Below are 14,898 nucleotides of genomic sequence, written 5' to 3'. Positions count from 1 at the left end.
AATCGCGCAAGGGATCCGCATAACCCCCCATCAGAAAAAATCCTCGTGAGCTTGACAGGCCAGCCCTCGCCCTGGCTGGCCCTCCACGGCCCGCCCATACGCTTGTGCAGGACACTCCACCGCTCGTCTGTTAGGCTCCGGCCCCTATCCATCGCCTGTCCTGTGAGACTCCCCCGCGTGCCCGACGCCATCCTGCGCCTCGCCCTGCCCTCACCCCTGCGCCGCCTGTTCGACTATCGTGCCCCGGCCGGCGTGCTGCGCGCGCAACTGCAGCCGGGCATGCGCCTGCGGGTGCCGTTCGGCCGTCGCGAGATGATCGGCATCCTGGTCCAGGTGGCCGATCACAGTGAGGTGCCGGCGGACAAGCTCAAGCCGGCCCTGGCCCTGCTCGACCCCACGCCGCCGCTGCCGGCGGCCTTGTTCAAGCTGTGCCTGTGGACCGCCCAGTACTACCAGCACAGCCTGGGGGATACCCTGAGCTGGGCGCTGCCGGTGCTGCTGCGCCAGGGCGAACCGGCCGAGGCCCGCCAGGAGCGCTTCTGGTCGATAGCCCCCGGCGCCCGCCTTGACGATCCGCGCATCGCCCGTGCCCCACGCCAGCGCGACGCCCTGACGACCCTGGCCCAGCACCCTCACGGCGTCCCCCACGGGTTGCTGAGCAAGTTGATGTTGAGCAAGGACAGCCTGGACCTGCTGCTGGCCAAGGAGCTGGTCCAGGTGGAAGTGCGCAGGCATGCCCCCGGGGCCCGCCACGAACACTGGCTGGCCCAGCCGGAACTGCCACTCAACAGCGAACAACGTGCCGCCTACGAGGCCATCCGCGCCGGATTCGACAGCTACCATGCCTTTCTCCTGGCAGGGGTCACCGGCAGCGGCAAGACCGAGGTCTACCTGCAACTGATCCGCGAAACCCTCGAAGCTGGCAAGCAGGCCCTGGTGCTGATTCCGGAGATCAACCTCGGCCCCCAGACCCTGGCGCGCTTCGAACAGCGTTTCAATGCGCGCATCGCCCTGCTGCACTCGGCGGTCAACGACCGCGAACGCCTGGACGCCTGGCTGGCCGCCCGGGACGGCGAGGCCGACATCATCATCGGCACCCGTTCCGCGCTGTTCACGCCGATGAAGAATCCCGGCCTGATCATCATCGACGAGGAGCACGACGGTTCCTATAAACAGCAGGAGGGCCTGCGCTACCACGCCCGGGACCTGGCCCTGGTCCGCGCCCGCCAGGAAGACATCCCGATCGTCCTGGGTTCGGCCACCCCTTCCCTGGAAAGCCTGCACAACGCCTACACCGGCCGCTATGGCCTGCTGCGCATGAACGAACGGGCCGGCGGCGCCAAGCCGCCGCGTTTCCTGCGCCTGGACGTCAAGAGCCGGCCGCTGGACAGCGGCATCTCCGGCCCCATGCAGCAGGCTATCGGCCAGACCCTGGCCGCCGGGCAACAGGTCCTGGTGTTCCTCAATCGCCGCGGCTTCGCCCCGACCCTGCTGTGCCATGACTGCGGCTGGATGTCCGAATGCGAGCGCTGCGACGCCCGCATGACGGTACACCAACGCTCGGGCGAGCTGCGTTGCCACCATTGCGGCCATGTGGAGCGAGTGCCGCGGCATTGCCCGCAGTGCGGCAAGGTCGATCTGCGGCCGGTGGGCGCCGGCACCGAACGGGCGGAAGAACGCCTGGGCATCCTGTTCCCCGACTACCCGGTCCTGCGGGTGGACCGCGACAGCACCTCGCGCAAGGACGCGATGAACCAGCTGTTCGCCACCATCCAGAAGGGCCAGCCGTGCATCCTGGTGGGCACGCAGATGCTCGCCAAGGGGCATCACTTCCCCAGGGTGACCCTGGTGGCGATCCTGGATGCCGACGGCGGCCTGTTTTCCGGGGACTTTCGCGCCAGCGAACGCATGGCGCAATTGATCGTCCAGGTGGCCGGCCGCGCAGGCCGCGCCGAGGAACCGGGCAAGGTGATCATCCAGACGCACTTGGCCGATCACCCGCTGCTGGTGCAGCTGACCGAGCAAGGCTACTTCGCCTTCGCCGAGCAAGCCCTGAGCGAACGCCGCGCCGCCGGCCTGCCGCCCTTCGCCCACTTGGCGCTGCTACGGGCCGAAGCCCACAAGCCGGGCCAGGCCGAGGCCTTCCTCGACGAAGCTTGCAGCGAGGCCGAGCGCCTGCTGGCCGAACAGCAGTCGGCAGGGATCGAATTGCTCGGACCGGTGCCCGCGCCCATGGAGCGCCGGGCCGGACGCTATCGAGCGCAATTGCTGCTGCAGGCCAATGCCCGGGCACCGCTGCACCGCCTGCTCAGCAGCTGGCTGCTGGTGCTGGAGCAGATGCCCGGCGGCCGGCAGGTTCGCTGGTCACTGGATGTGGACCCGGTCGACCTGTACTGAGCCGCCGCCCCAGTTGCTCCAAGCTGTAATAAGCAGCCTGCGACCGGCTCGCTTGCCGCTCACCCCCCAAAGGTTGGCAACCTGCCCCCGGCAACGGATAATGCCCAGTTTTTCCACCTGCGCACCGAAGCGCCGCCGCGCCAGCGGTCGAAAGAGAAGACCATGAAAGACACCATTCGCCAGCTCATCCAGCAAGCCATCACCCAACTCGTCGCCGAAGGTGTGTTGCCAGAAGGCCTGGCGCCGGCGATCCAGGTCGAGAACACCCGCGACAAGACCCATGGCGACTTCGCCAGCAACATCGCCATGATGCTGGCCAAGCCGGCCGGCATGAAACCGCGCGACCTGGCGGAAAAGATCATCGCCGCCCTGCCGGCCGACGAAAACCTGAGCAAGGCGGAAATCGCCGGCCCGGGCTTCATCAACTTCTTCCAGAACACCCAGGCCCTGGCCGCGCGCCTGGACGTCGCGCTCGACGACGCCCACCTGAACGTGCGCAAGGCCGGCCCGGCGCAACGCACCGTGATCGACATGTCGGCGCCCAACCTGGCCAAGGAAATGCACGTTGGCCACCTGCGCTCCACCATCATCGGCGACGGCGTGGCGCGGGTCCTGGAGTTCCTCGGCGACACCGTGATCCGCCAGAACCACGTGGGCGACTGGGGTACCCAGTTCGGCATGCTGATGGCCTACCTGGAAGAGAACCCCATCACCAGCGACGAGCTGTCGGACCTGGAGAATTTCTACCGCGCCGCCAAGCAACGCTTCGACGAGTCCGAAGCCTTCGCCGACCGCGCCCGGAGCCTGGTGGTCAAGCTGCAGGCCGGCGACCCGGACTGCCTGGCCCTGTGGACCAAGTTCAAGGACATCTCCCTGTCCCACTGCCAGAAGATCTACGAGCTGCTCAACGTCAAGCTGACCATGGCCGACGTGATGGGCGAGAGCGCCTACAACGATGACCTGATCAACGTGGTCAACGACCTCAAGGCCCAGGGCATGCTGGTGGAGAGCAATGGCGCCCAGTGCGTGTTCCTCGACGAGTTCAAGAACGCCGAGGGCGAGCCGCTGCCAGTGATCATCGTCAAGGCCGGCGGCGGCTACCTGTACGCCACCACCGACCTGGCCGCCGTGCGCTACCGCAGCGGCAAGCTCAAGGCCGACCGCGCCCTGTACTTCGTCGACCAGCGCCAGGCCCTGCACTTCCAGCAAGTGTTCGCGGTGGCCCACAAGGCCGGCTTCGTCACCCATCCGATGGACATGGAGCACATGGGCTTCGGCACCATGAACGGCGCCGACGGCCGTCCGTTCAAGACCCGTGACGGCGGCACCGTGAAGCTGATCGACCTGCTGACCGAAGCCGAGGAGCGGGCCTACGCCCTGGTGAAGGAAAAGAACCCGCAACTGCCGGAAGCCGACCTGCGGCGCATCGCCAAGGTGGTAGGCATCGACTCGGTGAAGTACGCCGACCTGTCCAAGCACCGCACCAGCGACTACAGCTTCAACTTCGACCTGATGCTCAACTTCGAAGGCAATACTGCGCCCTACCTGCTGTACGCCTACACCCGCGCTGCCGGCGTGTTCCGCAAGCTGGGCAAGGACTTCAGCCAGGTCCAGGGCAAGATCGAACTGCACGCCGCCCAGGAGCTGGAGCTGGCAGCGCGCCTGGCGCAGTTTGGCGAGATCCTCAACAACGTTGCCGAAAAAGGCACCCCACACGTGCTGTGCAGCTACCTGTACGATGTGGCCGGGCTGTTCTCCAGCTTCTACGAAAACTGCCCGATCCTGGCAGCCGAGACTCCCGAGCAGATGAATAGCCGCCTGCGCCTGACCGAGCTGACCCGGCGTACCCTCAAGCAAGGTCTGGAACTGCTGGGCCTCGAAGTCCTGGAGCAAATGTAAGTTGGCTGCCAAGAAAAAACCTGCACCCAAGCGTGGCGCCAGTCGTTACCAGCCCCCGGCCAAGAAGCCGATCCCGGGCTGGTTGTGGCTGGCCATCGGCCTGACCATCGGCGCCTTCATCGTGTTCCTGATGAAGCTCGAGCCAGGCAAGGGCGGCGACAGCGTCAAGCGCGAGAAGATCGAGCAGCAGAAGGCCAGCAAGATCGCCGAGGCCAACAAGACCCCACCCAGCCCGCAGCAGCCGGTGAAGCCCAAGTACGACTTCTACACCCTGCTGCCGGAATCGGAGGTCATTGTGCCGCCGGAAGCCGTGCCGGAAAAAACCCTGCCGACGCCACAGGTACCGCCGGTGCCGACCACTCCGGTGACACCAGCGGAAGCTGCGAAGATCGACACCGCCCGGGCCCAGGCGGCCCTGGCCGGCATCACCCCGCCACCTGCGCCACCGGTGGCCAAGGCCGCGCCGGTGACCAAGTTCTTCCTCCAGGCCGGATCGTTCCGCAAGGAAGCCGATGCCGACAAGGTCCGTGCGCAGATCATCCTGCTGGGCCAGTCGGTGTCGGTCGAATCCGGCACGGTGAAGGACGAGACCTGGTACCGGGTACTGGTCGGCCCGTTCAGCAATCGCGAGCAACTGACCGTGGCTCAGAAACAGCTGGCTGGCGCCGGCTTCAGCAACCTGCTGTTGCAACAACGCCAGAACCGCTGACGCCCTCGCCCTGTCCGGGCAATCCTGCCCTCTTTTGTGCGCTTATCGCGCCAAAAGAGGGCGCGCCCTCTCTCCCGCCGTCACCAAGCCACTCGTCTCTCTGCCATCCCGGCAGTTGAAAAAGCTCTCGCCACCCCCATATGAGTTTCCATCTGGGCACTTTCGCCCCGCTGCGTGGAGACTTTCCCTTGACCACCATCGTTTCAGTCCGCCGCCACGGCAAAGTCGTCATGGGCGGCGACGGCCAGGTTTCCCTTGGCAACACCGTGATGAAAGGCAATGCGAAAAAAGTTCGCCGCCTGTACCACGGCCAGGTCATTGCCGGCTTCGCCGGGGCCACTGCCGACGCCTTCACCCTGTTCGAACGCTTCGAAGGCCAGCTGGAAAAACACCAGGGCCACCTGATCCGTGCCGCCGTCGAGCTGGCCAAGGAGTGGCGTACCGATCGTTCCCTGAGCCGCCTGGAGGCCATGCTGGCCGTGGCCAACAAGGATGCCTCGCTGATCATCACCGGCAACGGCGACGTGGTCGAACCCGAGGACGGCCTGATCGCCATGGGTTCCGGTGGCGCCTACGCCCAGGCCGCGGCCAGCGCATTGCTGAAGAAGACCGACCTGTCGGCTCGCGAGATCGTCGAGACCGCCCTGGGCATCGCCGGCGATATCTGTGTATTCACCAACCACACTCAAACCATCGAGGAGCAGGATCTCGCGGAATAAGCCTGTTCCGGCCCGGACCTGCCGCCAGGCGGCAGGCCCCCTGCCACGGCATTCATTCCTGCTTGAGAACCGCCAATTACTATGTCCATGACCCCCCGCGAAATCGTCCACGAACTCAATCGCCATATCATCGGCCAGGACGACGCCAAGCGCGCCGTGGCCATCGCCCTGCGCAACCGCTGGCGGCGCATGCAGCTGCCGGCCGAGCTGCGTGCCGAGGTCACGCCCAAGAACATCCTGATGATCGGCCCGACCGGCGTGGGCAAGACCGAGATCGCCCGGCGCCTGGCCAAGCTGGCCAACGCCCCCTTCATCAAGGTTGAAGCGACCAAGTTCACCGAAGTCGGTTATGTCGGCCGCGACGTCGAGTCGATCATCCGCGACCTGGCCGATGCGGCGCTGAAGATGCTCCGCGAGCAGGAGATCGTCCGTGTGCGCCACCGTGCCGAAGACGCCGCCGAGGACCGCATCCTCGACGCCCTGCTGCCCCAGGCCCGGGTCAGCAGCTTCGCCGAGGAAGCCGCGCAGACCAGCAGCGACTCCAACACTCGCCAGCTGTTCCGCAAGCGCCTGCGCGAAGGCCAGCTGGACGACAAGGAAATCGAGATCGAAGTCGCCGAGAACATGGGCGTCGAGATCGCCGCGCCACCCGGCATGGAAGAGATGACCAACCAGCTGCAAAGCCTGTTCGCCAACATGGGCAAGGGCAAGCGCAAGACCCGCAAGCTCAAGGTCAAGGAAGCGCTGAAGATGGTTCGCGATGAAGAAGCGAGCCGCCTGGTCAACGAGGAAGAGCTCAAGGCCAAGGCCCTGGAAGCGGTAGAGCAGCACGGCATCGTGTTCATCGACGAGATCGACAAGGTGGCCAAACGTGGCAACGTCGGCGGTGCCGATGTCTCCCGCGAGGGCGTGCAGCGCGACCTGCTGCCGCTGATCGAAGGCTGCACCGTCAACACCAAGCTGGGCATGGTCAAGACCGACCATATCCTGTTCATCGCTTCCGGCGCGTTCCACCTGAGCAAGCCAAGCGACCTGGTGCCCGAGCTGCAAGGCCGGCTGCCGATCCGGGTCGAACTCAAGGCCCTGACCCCGGAAGACTTCGAGCGCATCCTCAAGGAGCCCCATGCCTCGCTGACCGAACAGTACTGCGCACTGCTCAAGACCGAAGGCCTGGGCATAGAGTTCGCCGACGAGGGCATCAAGCGCCTGGCCGAGATCGCCTACCAGGTCAACGAGAAGACCGAGAACATCGGTGCCCGCCGCCTGCACACCCTGCTCGAGCGCCTGCTCGAAGAGGTGTCGTTCAGCGCCGGCGACCTGGCCAGCGCCCACAGCGAAGAGCCGATCCGCATCGACGCGGCCTACGTCAACAGCCACCTGGGCGAACTGGCGCAGAACGAAGACCTGTCGCGCTACATCCTGTAAGCGCCAGGCTGCGAGCTGCAAGCGACAGACCGATTCGCGTCGCTTGCAGCAACCCTTCCCTGCTGTTTTATCCGCGATGGCTTGAATCTCCCTTCTTGTAGCTTGAAGCTTATGGCTTGAAGCTCAAGAGAGAACGTCCATGGCCCGCCTGCCCACCGGCATCAACCTGCACAAAGCCTCCAAGACCCTGACCCTGACCTACGGGCCGGACGAGGTCTACCACCTGCCTGCGGAGTTCCTGCGGGTCCACTCCCCCTCCGCCGAGGTCCAGGGCCACGGCAACCCCATCCTGCAGTTCGGCAAGCTCGGCGTCGGCCTGGACAAGATCGAGCCCGCCGGCCAGTACGCACTGAAATTGACCTTCGACGACGGCCATGACAGCGGCTTGTTCACCTGGGACTACCTGTACCAGTTGGCGCTGCGCCAGGAAGAGTTGTGGAGCGACTATCTGCAGCAACTCGAGGCCGCCGGCAAATCCCGCGATCCGAGCGAGTCCGTGGTCAAGCTGATGCTCTAGCTCAAGGCTCCGGCTGTTTAGAGGGCATTTTCTAATTTCATCTGTTTGAATGCAGGGCTGCATGGCCAATGAATGGCCTGCTTGCGAAAAAAAATAAACTCGGGTAACCAATGGATCTGGCAAGTTCCCTGCAGAGTTCTGCAAAGTAACCGCAGCAGTGGCAATCAACGGTCACCCGAGTAGTAGTGCCTGGCCTCGTGCTGTGTAACTACACAGCAGGTCCGGTACTCGTCTCAGGACAATGGAGCGTCGTAGATGAGTAACAAGAACAACGATGACCTGAAACGCCAAGCCTCGGAGAACACCCTGGGGCTCAATCCAGTCATCGGCTTGCGTAGAAAGGATCTGCTTACCTCTGCTCGAATGGTGCTCGCCCAGGCCATCAAACAACCCATCCACAGCGTCAAGCACGTCGCGCACTTCGGCCTCGAACTGAAGAACGTGCTGCTCGGCAAGTCGCCCTTGCAGCCCGACGGCGACGACCGTCGCTTCATCGACCCGGCCTGGAGCCAGAACCCGCTCTACCGGCGCTACCTGCAAACCTACCTGGCGTGGCGCAAGGAACTCCACGACTGGATCGGCAGCAGCAGCCTGTCCGAACAGGACATCAGCCGCGGGCATTTCGTGATCAACCTCCTGACCGAGGCCATGGCCCCGACCAACAGCGCGGCCAACCCCGCTGCGGTCAAGCGCTTCTTCGAGACCGGCGGCAAGAGCCTGCTGGACGGCCTGTCACACTTGGCCAAGGACCTGGTGCACAACGGCGGCATGCCCAGCCAGGTCAACATGGATGCCTTCGAAGTGGGCAAGAACCTGGGCACCAGCGAAGGTGCCGTGGTGTTTCGCAACGATGTGCTGGAGCTGATCCAGTACCGCCCGATCACCGAGCAGGTGCATGAGCGACCACTGCTGGTGGTACCGCCGCAGATCAACAAGTTCTACGTCTTCGACCTCAGCCCGGACAAGAGCCTGGCGCGCTTCTGCCTGCGCAACAACGTGCAGACCTTCATCGTCAGCTGGCGCAACCCCACCAAGGCCCAGCGCGAATGGGGCCTGTCCACCTACATCGAGGCCTTGAAGGAAGCGGTCGACGTGGTCACCGCCATCACCGGCAGCGACGACGTGAACATGCTCGGCGCCTGTTCCGGCGGCATTACCTGCACCGCGCTGCTGGGGCACTACGCGGCCTTGGGGCAGAAGAAGGTCAACGCCCTGACCCTGCTGGTCAGCGTGCTCGATACCACCGTGGATACCCAGGTGGCGCTGTTCGTCGACGAGCAGACCCTGGAGGCGGCCAAGCGCCACTCCTACCAGGCCGGTGTCCTCGAAGGCCGGGACATGGCCAAGGTCTTCGCCTGGATGCGCCCCAACGACCTGATCTGGAACTACTGGGTCAACAACTACCTGCTTGGCAACGAACCACCGGTATTCGACATCCTGTTCTGGAACAACGACACCACGCGCCTGCCCGCCGCCTTCCATGGCGACCTGATCGAAATGTTCAAGAACAACCCACTGACCCGGGCCAATGCCCTGGAAGTGTGCGGCACGCCGATCGACTTGAAGCAGGTGACCGCCGACATCTTCTCCCTCGCCGGCACCAACGACCACATCACGCCCTGGAAGTCCTGCTACAAGTCGGCGCAACTGTTCGGCGGCCATGTGGAGTTCGTGCTGTCCAGCAGCGGCCATATCCAGAGCATCCTCAACCCGCCGGGCAACCCCAAGGCGCGCTACATGACCAGCTCCGAGATCCCGGAGTGTCCCGACCAGTGGCAGGAGAACTCGGTCAAGCACACCGATTCCTGGTGGCTGTACTGGCAGGCCTGGCAAGCAGAGCGCTCGGGGGAACTGAAGCCGGCGCCAAGCGGGCTGGGCAGCAAGAAATACGTGGCCGGCGAGGCCTCGCCGGGCACCTATGTGCACGAACGCTAAACAGGCATCAACGGCGGCTACCCAAGGTGCCGCCACGCCCTATTCTTGATACGAGGCCTGGCCTCAGGAAATCCGGAGGTGGCCGGACCGGCGCCTCCAAAGGTTCAACACACAGGGCTACGGCATGCCACATTCCTTCATTTTCCGCACCGTCGACCTGGATGGCCAGACCATCCGCACCGCGGTTCGCCCCGGCAAGCCGCACTTGACGCCGCTGCTGATCTTCAACGGCATCGGCGCCAACCTGGAGCTGGTGTTCCCCTTCGTCCAGGCCCTGGACCCGGATTTGGAGGTCATCGCCTTCGATGTCCCGGGCGTGGGCGGCTCATCGACCCCGAGCCGGCCCTACCGCTTTCCGGGGCTGGCCAAGCTCACCGCGCGGATGCTCGACTACCTCGACTATGGCCAGGTCAACGCCGTGGGCGTGTCCTGGGGCGGGGCCCTGGCCCAGCAGTTCGCCTACGACTATCCCGAGCGCTGCAAGAAGCTGGTGCTGGCCGCCACGGCTGCCGGCGCCTTCATGGTCCCCGGCAAGCCCAAGGTGTTATGGATGATGGCCAGCCCTCGGCGCTACGTGCAGCCGTCCCACGTCATGCGGATCGCCCCGCTGATCTACGGCGGCGCCTTTCGCCGCGACCCGAACCTGGCGGCCGAGCACGCGGCGAAAGTGCGCTCGGCGGGCAAGCTGGGCTACTACTGGCAGTTGTTCGCCGGAGTGGGCTGGACCAGCATCCACTGGCTGCACAAGATCCACCAGCCGACCCTGGTCCTGGCCGGCGACGACGACCCGCTGATCCCCCTGATCAACATGCGCATGCTGGCCTGGCGCATCCCCAACGCCCAGCTGCACATCATCGATGACGGCCACCTGTTCCTCATCACCCGGGCCGAAGCCGTCGCCCCGATCATCATGAAGTTCCTCCAGGAGGAGCGGCAACGCGCCGTGATGCACCCGCATCCGCTACCCGCGCAGCCCACCAAGTAAAACATCCCCGTCGACAGGACCGTCGCGCGCAAGAAGGGCCAGGACCGACTAAGGTATCTGTCTTGAATTGGTCTGCTTGTTAGTGGTTTGACGAAGGAGTGTTGACTCATGCAAGACAAGCCTGCGCAGGGCTCGCTGCCCGCCCCTGCGACCTACATCACAGCGCAGAGCGCGATCACTGGCCTGCGGGGGCGGGACTTGCTCTCCACCCTGCGCAGCCTGGCCGCCCACAGCCTGCGCAACCCGCTGCACAGCGTTCGCCACACCCTGGCCCTGGGCAACCAGTTGGGCCGGGTGCTGCTGGGCGAGACACTGCACAAGCCCAACCCCAAGGACAACCGCTTCGCCGACCCGGCCTGGAGCCTCAATCCCTTCTACAAGCGAGGCCTGCAGGCCTACCTGAGCTGGCAGAAGCAGGTGCGGGACTGGATCGACGACAGCGGCATGGAGGACGACGACCGGGCCCGCGCGCACTTCGCCTTCTCCCTGCTCAACGACGCGGTGTCGCCGTCCAACACCCTGCTCAATCCGCTGGCGGTCAAGGAGCTCTTCAACACCGGCGGCAACAGTGTGGTGCGTGGCATCGGCAACCTGGTGGACGACCTGCTGCACAACAACGGCCTGCCCAGCCAGGTCACCAAGCATGCCTTCGAGGTCGGCCGGAACCTGGCCGTCACCCCGGGCTCGGTGGTGTTTCGCAACGAGCAGCTGGAGCTGATCCAGTACAGCCCCATGAGCGAGAAGCAGTACGCCAAGCCCCTGCTGATCGTGCCGCCCCAGGTCAACAAGTACTACATCTTCGACCTCAGCCCGGCCAACAGCTTCGTCCAGTACTGCCTGAAGAACGGCCTCCAGGTGTTCATGGTCAGCTGGCGCAATCCGGATGTGCGCCATCGCGAATGGGGTTTGTCGAGCTATGTCGAGGCCGTCGAAGAGGCCATGAACGTCACTCGCTCCATCACCGGCAGTCGTGATGTGAACCTGATGGGCGCCTGCGCTGGCGGCCTGACCATCGCCGCCCTGCAGGGCCATCTGCAAGCCAAGCGACAACTGCGCCGGGTCTCCAGCGCCACCTACCTGGTGAGCCTGCTGGATAGCCAACTGGATAGCCCGGCCACCCTGTTCGCCGACGAAAAGACCCTGGAAGCGGCCAAGCGCCGTTCCTACCAGCAAGGCGTGCTGGATGGTCGTGACATGGCCAGGGTGTTCGCCTGGATGCGGCCCAACGACCTGATCTGGAACTACTGGGTCAACAACTATCTGCTGGGCAAGGAGCCGCCGGTCTTCGACATTCTCTACTGGAACAACGACAGCACCCGGCTACCGGCGGCCCTGCACGGCGACCTGCTGGACTTCTTCAAGCACAACCCCATGAGCCACGTCGGTGGCCTGGAGATATGCGGCACGCCAATCGACCTGCAGAAGGTCACGGTGGACAGCTTCAGCGTGGCCGGGATCAACGACCACATCACCCCGTGGGACGCGGTGTACCGCTCGACCCTGCTGCTGGGTGGCGAGCGCCGCTTCGTGTTGTCCAACAGCGGGCATGTCCAGAGCATCCTCAACCCGCCAGGCAACCCCAAGGCGAACTACGTGGAGAACCCCAAGCTCAGCAGCGACCCCCGGGCCTGGTACTACGATGCCAAGCATGTCGATGGCAGTTGGTGGAGCCAGTGGCTGGCCTGGATCCAGGAACGCTCGGGAGCGCAACGGGACACCCTGGCCGCCCTCGGCAGCCAGAACTATCCAACGATGGAGGCCGCGCCAGGCACCTATGTGCGCGTGCGCTGAATACCCCTTGCCCCGCGGCGCTCATCGCCGCGCCCTCAATGGACCGACAAGAAGTCAGGATGAAGACCCGCGACCGGATACTCGAATGTGCCCTGCAGTTGTTCAACCAGAAGGGCGAGCCCAATGTCTCCACCATGGAGGTGGCCAATGAAATGGGGATCAGCCCCGGCAACCTCTATTACCATTTCCATGGCAAGGAGCCGTTGGTCCTCGGTCTTTTCGAGCGTTTCCAGAACGAATTGACGCCGCTTTTGGACCCGCCCTCCGATGCCCAGCTGGCACCGGAAGACTATTGGCTGTTCCTGCACTTGATCGTCGAGCGCCTGGCCCACTACCGCTTCCTGTTCCAGGACCTGTCCAACCTGGCCGGCCGCCTGCCGAAGCTGGCCAAGGGCATTCGCAACCTGCTCAATGCCCTCAAGCGCACGCTCGCGGCGCTGCTGGCGCGACTCAAGACCATGGGGCAACTGGTCAGCGGCACCCAGGCCCTGGGGCAATTGGTGGAACAGATCACCATGACCTTGCTGTTCTCCCTGGATTACCAGCGGATTCTCGATCGTGAAGGGGAAGTGCGCCTGGTGGTCTACCAGATCATGATGCTGGTGGCACCGCACTTGCTGCCGCCCGCCAAGCTGGCCACCGAACAAATGGCCCTGCGCTACCTGGACGAACATCCGTAGCAGGGCTGCCGGGCGCCCATGAAAAACGCCCGGTCTTCACAGGCCGGGCGTTTTCGTCTGCCTGATGGAATCAGGACTGGCTGCTTGGCGCCGCCGGGGTCGAGGTAGCGGCCGGGCTGGAAGCCGGGGCCGGCGCTGCGACGGAGTTCGCAGAGCTGGCCGAGGCTGCCGGGGCTGCGGTTGCAGGCTTGGCCGCGACGGCAGGTTTGGCTGCCGGCTTGGCCGCGGGCTTCTTGGCTGCTGGCTTCTTCGCCACGGCCGGCTTCGCTGCAGGCTTGGCGGCTGGCTTGGCCGCTGCGGTTTTCGCTGCAGGCTTGGCGGCCGGCTTGGCCGCGGGTTTGGCCGCGACTGGCTTGGCTGCCGGTTTGGCCGCTGGCTTGGCAGCTGCGGTCTTGGCAGCGGGCTTGGCGGCCGGTTTCGCAGCGGCCTTGGCTGCCGGCTTGGCCAGGGGCTTGGCCGCAGGCTTGGCGGCAGCGGTCTTGGCCGCGACCGGCGCAACCTTGGCACCAGTGAGTTTCTCGATCTGCTTGGTCAGGGTATCGACCTTGTCGTGCAGCGCCTTCACTTCATTGCGGCTCGGTACGCCCAGGCGCGAAATGGCGCTGTTCAGGCGCTTGTCGAAAGCCCCTTCCAGCTCATCCCACTTGCCCAGCGCGCGGTCCTTGACGTCGCTGATGCGCGACTTGGCCGAGTTCGCGGAGTCTTTGGCTGCGTCGACTTTCTTACCGACCACATTCTTGGTCAGCTTCTCGGCTTTTTCGCCATCCTTGACCAAGGATTCGAAAAGCTTGCTGCCGTCAGAGTCGATTTTCGAGTACACGCCTAAACCAGCAAGCCAAATTTTACGGGAGTACTCTTCGACTTTCCCGATCCACGAGCTGCCTTCTTTTTCAGTATTCTTTTTACCAGCCATCCCGTTCTCCTTAATGTTTACGCGCGACACGTTCGAGCAGTGCGGTCAGCTCATCGAGCTTAGCAGAGAGTGTCTCAACGTCATGTTTAGACGGAATGCCGATACGATTCAAGGCACTGGCGACGCGCGTATCAAAAGCCTTCTCGACTTTATCCAGTTGCACTTCGACCCGACCTTTAAGAGTAGTGACATCCCCCTTGACGCTATCGATCTGACTGTTGGCCGCCTCAAGTTGTTCAGTCACAACTTTTTTGCCTTTCTTTTCAACGGATTGACCAGCCTTGATCAACTCCTGGAAGTAGTCGCTACCTTCCTGGCCGACTTTGGCATAGGCGCCCAGGCCAGCTAACCAGATCTTGCGAGCATAGGATTTGACTTCGCTCAGAGCAGTCGATTGAGCATCAACTTTTTTCTTCAGGATTACTTTGGCCATGGTGCACCTCATGCGCAGAAGGTTTGAGGAACTGTCCTCGGAAAGAGGACTTGAGGCACAACCTAGAGAGAAAAATTAGAATCGGCACCCTAACGAATGCAATAAAACAATGATCGCCCAGTTATGGGCCGGCTTGCCGGTGATCGCTCTCGAGCACCCTTGCAGTGCCCCGCGACTCACCGGCAAAGCACGCCAGGCGGCGTGCCGTCCGGGATCAGGCCAGGGCCTTGTCCAGAGCCTTCTCGATCTCGGCCTTGATAGTGCCGCTCATGGCCGACATCAGCATGCCCAGCTCCACGTCGATGCGGATCGACGACTCGCCCACATGCACCGCGCCTTTGACCCCGGAGCGCTTGAGATTCAGGGTATCCCCCGCCCAGCGTGGCTCGAGGCCATATTGATCGGCGAGTTTCTGCGCCAGTTTGTCGGCCTTTTCACGGGCTGCCTGCTTACCCAGGCCATGGGCACGTTCAACACTAATACGGGCCATTGAAG

The 14,898-nt window shown here is 64.0% G+C and carries 13 protein-coding genes; 10 read left to right on the top strand and 3 right to left on the bottom strand.

The annotated features are described in order from the left end of the window. Nucleotides 1-177 precede the first annotated feature (177 nt). The 10 genes from C4K40_RS02225 to C4K40_RS02180 all read left to right on the top strand — a co-directional run bounded on the left by C4K40_RS02225 (nt 178) and on the right by C4K40_RS02180 (nt 13,057). On the top strand, nt 178-2,397 hold the full coding sequence (locus C4K40_RS02225; RefSeq protein WP_053132480.1) for a primosomal protein N': 2,220 nt from the start codon (nt 178-180) through the stop codon (nt 2,395-2,397). Nucleotides 2,398-2,559: 162 nt separating this feature from the next. Further along, nucleotides 2,560-4,296 carry an arginine--tRNA ligase gene (gene argS / locus C4K40_RS02220; RefSeq protein WP_053132482.1) on the top strand — a complete coding sequence of 579 codons (1,737 nt, stop codon included), beginning with the start codon at nt 2,560-2,562 and terminating at the stop codon, nt 4,294-4,296. A 1-nt stretch (nt 4,297) separates the two neighbouring features. Beyond that, complete coding sequence (locus tag C4K40_RS02215) at nt 4,298-5,005, top strand: SPOR domain-containing protein (RefSeq protein WP_022639727.1); 708 nt, start codon at nt 4,298-4,300, stop codon at nt 5,003-5,005. Nucleotides 5,006-5,193: 188 nt separating this feature from the next. Further along, a complete protein-coding gene (gene hslV / locus C4K40_RS02210; RefSeq protein ID WP_007968352.1) occupies nt 5,194-5,724 on the top strand; it encodes an ATP-dependent protease subunit HslV in 531 nt (176 codons plus the stop codon). Nucleotides 5,725-5,805: 81 nt separating this feature from the next. Then, a complete protein-coding gene (gene hslU / locus C4K40_RS02205; protein ID WP_022639725.1) occupies nt 5,806-7,149 on the top strand; it encodes an ATP-dependent protease ATPase subunit HslU in 1,344 nt (447 codons plus the stop codon). A gap of 139 nt (nt 7,150-7,288) precedes the next feature. Continuing rightward, entirely contained in the window at nt 7,289-7,666 is a 378-nt protein-coding gene (locus C4K40_RS02200; RefSeq protein ID WP_053132484.1) for a gamma-butyrobetaine hydroxylase-like domain-containing protein, read from the top strand. Between the two features lie 255 nt (nt 7,667-7,921). Next, nucleotides 7,922-9,601 (top strand): class II poly(R)-hydroxyalkanoic acid synthase, encoded by a 1,680-nt coding sequence (phaC, locus tag C4K40_RS02195; protein ID WP_022639723.1) that lies wholly within the window; start codon nt 7,922-7,924, stop codon nt 9,599-9,601. 124 nt (nt 9,602-9,725) lie between these two features. Then, on the top strand, nt 9,726-10,586 hold the full coding sequence (gene phaZ, locus C4K40_RS02190; RefSeq protein WP_022639722.1) for a poly(3-hydroxyalkanoate) depolymerase: 861 nt from the start codon (nt 9,726-9,728) through the stop codon (nt 10,584-10,586). 108 nt (nt 10,587-10,694) lie between these two features. Then, on the top strand, nt 10,695-12,377 hold the full coding sequence (gene phaC, locus C4K40_RS02185) for a class II poly(R)-hydroxyalkanoic acid synthase (protein WP_053132487.1): 1,683 nt from the start codon (nt 10,695-10,697) through the stop codon (nt 12,375-12,377). Nucleotides 12,378-12,436: 59 nt separating this feature from the next. Further along, entirely contained in the window at nt 12,437-13,057 is a 621-nt protein-coding gene (locus C4K40_RS02180) for a TetR/AcrR family transcriptional regulator (protein WP_022639720.1), read from the top strand. A 70-nt stretch (nt 13,058-13,127) separates the two neighbouring features. On the opposite strand, the gene C4K40_RS02175 is transcribed toward C4K40_RS02180, so the two are convergent. The 3 genes from C4K40_RS02175 to C4K40_RS02165 form a co-directional block, all read right to left on the bottom strand. Then, entirely contained in the window at nt 13,128-13,970 is an 843-nt protein-coding gene (locus tag C4K40_RS02175; protein WP_053132489.1) for a phasin family protein, read from the bottom strand. Between the two features lie 10 nt (nt 13,971-13,980). After that, a complete protein-coding gene (locus tag C4K40_RS02170; RefSeq protein ID WP_083456918.1) occupies nt 13,981-14,403 on the bottom strand; it encodes a phasin family protein in 423 nt (140 codons plus the stop codon). Nucleotides 14,404-14,617: 214 nt separating this feature from the next. Next, complete coding sequence (locus C4K40_RS02165) at nt 14,618-14,893, bottom strand: polyhydroxyalkanoic acid system family protein (RefSeq protein ID WP_022639553.1); 276 nt, start codon at nt 14,891-14,893, stop codon at nt 14,618-14,620. Between the last annotated feature and the right edge of the window lie 5 nt (nt 14,894-14,898).

It is taken from the genome of Pseudomonas sp. CMR5c, assembly GCF_003850545.1.
Lineage (GTDB): Bacteria > Pseudomonadota > Gammaproteobacteria > Pseudomonadales > Pseudomonadaceae > Aquipseudomonas > Aquipseudomonas piscis.
Note: the sequence above shows the minus strand (reverse complement) of the source record. Positions and strands in the feature narration are given on the sequence as shown.

Bases quoted from the DNA above. Each gene is read 5' to 3' on its own strand.
- argS (WP_053132482.1), top strand. From the start codon at position 2,560: ATGAAAGACACCATTCGCCAGCTCATCCAGCAAGCCATCACCCAACTC.
- C4K40_RS02165 (WP_022639553.1), bottom strand. From the start codon at position 14,893: ATGGCCCGTATTAGTGTTGAACGTGCCCATGGCCTGGGTAAGCAGGCA.
- hslU (WP_022639725.1), top strand. From the start codon at position 5,806: ATGTCCATGACCCCCCGCGAAATCGTCCACGAACTCAATCGCCATATC.
- C4K40_RS02175 (WP_053132489.1), bottom strand. From the start codon at position 13,970: ATGGCTGGTAAAAAGAATACTGAAAAAGAAGGCAGCTCGTGGATCGGG.
- phaC (WP_022639723.1), top strand. From the start codon at position 7,922: ATGAGTAACAAGAACAACGATGACCTGAAACGCCAAGCCTCGGAGAAC.
- phaZ (WP_022639722.1), top strand. From the start codon at position 9,726: ATGCCACATTCCTTCATTTTCCGCACCGTCGACCTGGATGGCCAGACC.
- phaC (WP_053132487.1), top strand. From the start codon at position 10,695: ATGCAAGACAAGCCTGCGCAGGGCTCGCTGCCCGCCCCTGCGACCTAC.
- C4K40_RS02170 (WP_083456918.1), bottom strand. From the start codon at position 14,403: ATGGCCAAAGTAATCCTGAAGAAAAAAGTTGATGCTCAATCGACTGCT.
- C4K40_RS02200 (WP_053132484.1), top strand. From the start codon at position 7,289: ATGGCCCGCCTGCCCACCGGCATCAACCTGCACAAAGCCTCCAAGACC.
- C4K40_RS02180 (WP_022639720.1), top strand. From the start codon at position 12,437: ATGAAGACCCGCGACCGGATACTCGAATGTGCCCTGCAGTTGTTCAAC.